The following is a 4,955-nucleotide window of genomic DNA, read 5'->3' as shown; positions in this document are numbered from 1 at the left end:
CGAAACTGTGAAATAGGTTAACCCCGCGAGTTGCGCCGCCGGTAATTCTATCTGAGGGTAAGTTGTTGACAGTATCGGGGACAGTGCGCGAACTTTCAGGGCCCAAGCTGCTGTCGGGGACGATTTGGCCGATCGCGCGATCGGGAAAAAGGCACAAGCAAAAACTCAAAAGTAACAGGTAACTCGCTCCTGCTATATAATATTTTTCTCGGTCTTTGCGTTCGTTAATTTTAGATAATTTCCTGAATTCGAGATTTTGGAGAACCACAATTAACCTTTTGTTAGCTGACAACTATAGCCTTTCTCAGAAAGATGAGGTACTATCCGGGATAGGGCATAGGGCATAGGGCCTTGGGCTATCCTCACCACGCGATCGAACCGCTATAGACCAATTTGAAAGCATTTGCTATTTTGGACTCATCGCGGCTGACAAACCGACAGGGGATGGGGAGTGCGCTGTGGAAAATCACCCGCAGCTTCCGCAGCCACCAGCGTAACTTCCCCTTTCTCATTCACCACCCAACCGCGAGCGGCAACAACTTCCTGAGCTTTTTTTTCCGCTTCTTCCCGCATTCCTTCTTCCCTCGAACCTCGAACCTCCCCCCTTGGGGGGGGCAGGGGGGGGTTCTTCTTCCTTCTTCCTTCTGCTTCCACCCACGGAAACGGTGCAGGTTCGCTGCTGAGGGCATCGTTAGGACTCGGTGGCACTCCCCCTTTCCCAGTGACGGTAAACTCGTTCTCGCCTCCTTCGAGACAGGGATTTGCAGCAATTAACGCCGCCCGATCGACCAAATTTTGCGGCAGTTCCACTAAACCTTGAGCCGGATTCACCCCAGAAGAACTAAAAGTAACAGTACCTTGCAAAGCCGGGCCCCCGCTTTGGGAAATCGCGGCGATGTCGCTGCTCCCAAGCAGAGAAGTAGGAGTTACTTGCAAATCTGCAAATTCAGCATCTGTTAATTCCAAATTTCCTTGCACTTGTTCGCGGCTAACGGCGCTAAAGCCGAAAACATTGGGGACATTAATCTTAACCCGACCTCCCCCGGCCGATCGCGCATTAGCAGTAATATCGCTATTTTCCTTGGGTAAAGCAGCCAAAGTATCGCTGTTGATGTTGATGTTTCCACCCTCAGAAGTACCTGCATCTGTTGTAATTCTGCTCCCGCGCCGCAACTGGATATTTCGCGCTTGCAGGTTAATATTTGCCCCGACACCGGATACAGTCGTGCCGTCTATACTGGCTTTGTTGTCGAGGGCGATCGAATTTGCGACAACATTAATATTACCACTGCGTCCCGATCCCAAACTCCCGACAACGATCGTCGCCCCATCCCCTAGAGTCAAGCTTGGGGTAGTAATGCTGATGTTTCCCGCCGCGCCCGTGGGGGGAGCAAGCCGAAATAAAGTCTGAAACAAAGTATCTCCAGAAGCGGTTCCTATACCGGAATCAGACAAATTATCTGTGGTTCCAATCAGTTTTACCGATTCCGAAGCATTGACAATGATATTTCCGCCATTACCCGCACCTAGAGTAGATGCTCCTATTGCCGCTGCACCTTCCACAGTCAATCGCCTAGTATTAATCCTCAAATCTCCAGAACTACCACCCGCAACAGTTCCGGTAACTAATTGACTGCGAGCAATACGAGCTGCAGATAAGCTGTCACTTTGGCGGCTACCGGTTAGTGTCACAGAGTCTGCAGCATTTATGGTAATGTTTCCACCCCTACCGACAGCAGGAATCACACCATTTATAGATGTAACTCCGCTGGTAGAACTGATCGAAGTTCCCCCTTCGATCAGTAAAGAGCGTGTATTAATTTCTATATTTCCCGCGTTTCCCCTACCGCCAATACTGTTAGTAATAATACCAGTACCGAAGGAACTATCTAATCGGTATTCTGTGAGCAGTACCGAGTCAGAAGCTCTCACAATTAAGTTTCCACCATTACCTGCACCCACAGTTGCGCTTGATATAACTGACCCATTACGCACAGTTAGCTTTGCGGTATCAACTGTTAAATTGCCTCCCCTACCTCGATCGATCGCGGTGGTGAGCAGCCCAGATTCGCTGACTTCGACAGATTCAGCAGCTTTAATTGCCACATTCCCCCCTGCTCCTGCACCGTAACTCGGGTTGAGGATTAACGCGCCTTCTCGGAGCATTAGTTGCTTAGTATCAACTGTAATATTCCCCGCCGCACCAGGGCCCACTGTCCCGACAGCTATGCCGCTTTGCCTGGTTGAAAAGCTAGCAGTTCCTGTTGTGCCGGCATCGAGAACATTGCGCCGAAAGTTATCAAATCCTATTCCTGTAATTTCTACAGCATCTGTCGCGCGGATGCTGACATTTCCTCCGGCTCCCGTCCCGGTAGTACCAGTTGAAATAAAGGCTTGGTCTAATATTCTTAACTGTGCTGCATCAACTGTAATATCGCGGCCGTTGATACTTCCCAATGTATCGGAAACTAGGGAAGCCCGATCGCGCAAAATCACATTTGAGCCCCGGAGCGCGATCGAGCCACCAGCAGGCCCGCTCGCCGTCACCGCCGATAAACCTGATAATTCAATGTTGCCAAATTTGGCAAAATTTGTATAATCTAAACCTAAGCCTATCGGTGTGATATTGAAGCTTACCAAACCCGGACTGGCGACGCTCCCTAATTGAATGTTGCCGCTAAAAGCGCTGGCAAAACCATTGTTAAAGATTAAATTTCCTCCTACCATTGCTAAGGTTTGACCGGGAGCAACTGCTAAACCGACAGGTATTTCTGTACCTTCAATTTTTTGAGTAACTCTCGAAGCATTGACAATTGCACCGGGATTGTCTCGAAAGCTTAAACCCACAGGAATATTAATCGCTAACAAAGGTACTGCGTTGGGATTAGCAGCGCTAAATTCAAAACCGTTATTAAACACCACGCCTGCAGCAGAAGAAGCCAGAAACGAACCGCGCAAATCTAACCGCGCATTGGGCCCGAATACAATCCCTTTCGGGTTAATTAAAAACAAATTAGCATTGCCTAAAACTCCCAGAGTTCCTAAAATATTTGAGGATTTGCCGCCTGTAACGCGGGTAAAAATATTAGCAATTCCGCTGGGATTGGCAAAATAAGCTCCCCGCCCTTCTTTGATGTTGAATTCGCCGAAACTGTGAAAGAGATTAGTGCCGCGAGTTGCGCCGCCAGTGATTCTATCTGATGGCAAGTTATTAATTGTATCGGAAACTGCGCGCGAACTTTCCGGGCCCAAAGTGCCGTCGGGGACGATTTTGGCGAAGGTTTTCGAGGGAAATAGCAACACCAAGGCAAACAGTAGAAAGTAACTTACGGGCCGGCAAGATGCCCAACCCCTACTCCCCACAAGAAAATCTAGTATTTGTGGAACAGGCATCTTGCCTGTTCTTGAGAATGGTGCAAATAGTAACGAGTAATGCAAGGAAGGCATAAAAAAACTCTTTCCAGGATAAAGTTTAGCAGTGTAAGCCGAGCTCGTTTCTCTAAAGGTTTTGAATTTGGCTGCTGAGTACAAGTTGCTCTACAGTGATTTCCAGTTCGGGAAAAGTTTTAGAGATAATGCGCTCATTACCTGTAAAACTTTGAACTAAATAGCGGCTATTTTCCAAAGAGTAAACAAAAACTGTGGGAATTTTGGGATTACCCAAATAAGCCCTAGAAGCGAGGGCTAAATAGTCCACAATCCAATACTCACAAATGCCTAGCCGTTGATACTCATCTAACTTATCAACATAGTCGTCTTCCCAGTTAGTTGAAGTAACTTCTACTGCTAATTGGATAGGTTCGATCAGGGCTCCGTAGCCGCGGACATTGCTATTCCATACTGATGCCTTGACTGCGCCGACATCAGGATTTCTGCCTTGCTCTTGTCCAGAAGCTGTTACAGTTCTGAAAACTATATCTTTGTCAACAATATAGTCAAGTCCCAAGCGCCTGATTTCATCGTTAAAGCCAAATACTAGAAATCTTGCCACATTTTTATGAGCTCTGGTTGCTTCCACTTTGACAATCTCTCCATTTACAAGTTCGTAGATGCCAGATCCGTCTGGGTACTTTTCGAGAAACTCTGCAAATGTTAGTTTAGTTTTTGTCTGAACCATAAGACAAGCCCTCTTGTGTTAACTAGGTTAGGATTTATATCGTTTCCGGTTCCATTATAATTATATATTTGAATCGTATCAATGCGATCGCGATCCAAGTAGCGATCGAGACCGCCACTTAATAAAATTTGACCGTCAGCGCTAAAATGTGAGAAATTTATCAAAGGTTTTGAATGTAATATCGTTGACCGTTGCACGATCGTGATTTAACCACAGAGAACGCAGAGAACACAGAGGGAGATAAGAGAGATGAAGAATTTTGATGCTACCGGATTTGATCTAACTCAGAGGAGGAAGAGTCATGAGTTTGAATGAGTTACCGGGAGCAGAGCTAATTCTACCTGGTCATGGAGAACGCAATCGTTCATACTAGATGGTAGACACCTTCAATCTTAGGAGCCGTCTATGTTGCTAGAAGAAGTCAAGGAGCAGGTCTTCAAACTGCCACGCCCGCGATCGCCTTGCGTTAGTGAGCGCCATCATTGAGTCCTTGCAAGATCAGCCAGTTACCAGAGTCGATCGTTCTGGCGCGATTCAGCGGATGCGAGGCTTGCTAAAGACAGACCAACCCGCACCTACAGATGAGGAAGTGGCTGCAATGTTGGAAGCGCGACGAGTGGATTTGCTACTATTGGGATCTTGAATTTGAAGATGCTTATGACACTGACAATCGTAGCTGAACCGGCTCCTTTAAATGCAAATGAAGATGGTTTGACATCTCCCCATTCCTAAAGGCGAGGGGATTCATAAGACCACAATTTAAGTCTTACAGGTGCTGACAAGTCACCTCTACCAACTCCACTTAGATCCAATCCAAGCATTGTTGCTACTTTACGGC

General features: G+C 47.1%; 3 protein-coding genes and 1 pseudogene. 1 reads left to right on the top strand and 3 read right to left on the bottom strand.

All coding sequences use genetic code 11. The features are described 5' to 3' along the window. The 3 genes from WBA89_RS07400 to WBA89_RS07390 all read right to left on the bottom strand — a co-directional run. Positions 1 to 196: hypothetical protein (locus tag WBA89_RS07400; RefSeq protein WP_424405204.1), on the bottom strand; the 196-nt coding region annotated here is incomplete at its 3' end. A gap of 221 nt (positions 197 to 417) precedes the next feature. Next, positions 418 to 3,393: a filamentous hemagglutinin N-terminal domain-containing protein gene (locus WBA89_RS07395; RefSeq protein ID WP_424405202.1), complete on the bottom strand. Its 2,976-nt coding sequence runs from the start codon at positions 3,391 to 3,393 to the stop codon at positions 418 to 420. Between the two features lie 106 nt (positions 3,394 to 3,499). Then, complete coding sequence (locus tag WBA89_RS07390) at positions 3,500 to 4,117, bottom strand: Uma2 family endonuclease (protein ID WP_424405200.1); 618 nt, start codon at positions 4,115 to 4,117, stop codon at positions 3,500 to 3,502. A 405-nt stretch (positions 4,118 to 4,522) separates the two neighbouring features. Between WBA89_RS07390 and WBA89_RS07385 the strand changes: the two are divergent. Then, positions 4,523 to 4,760 (top strand): annotated as a pseudogene (locus WBA89_RS07385) (hypothetical protein). Positions 4,761 to 4,955: the final 195 nt, after the last annotated feature.

Origin of the sequence: Microcoleus sp., from assembly GCF_049646505.1 — a bacterium.
GTDB lineage: Bacteria > Cyanobacteriota > Cyanobacteriia > Cyanobacteriales > Microcoleaceae > Microcoleus.
This window is presented reverse-complemented; position numbering and strand designations above follow the sequence as displayed.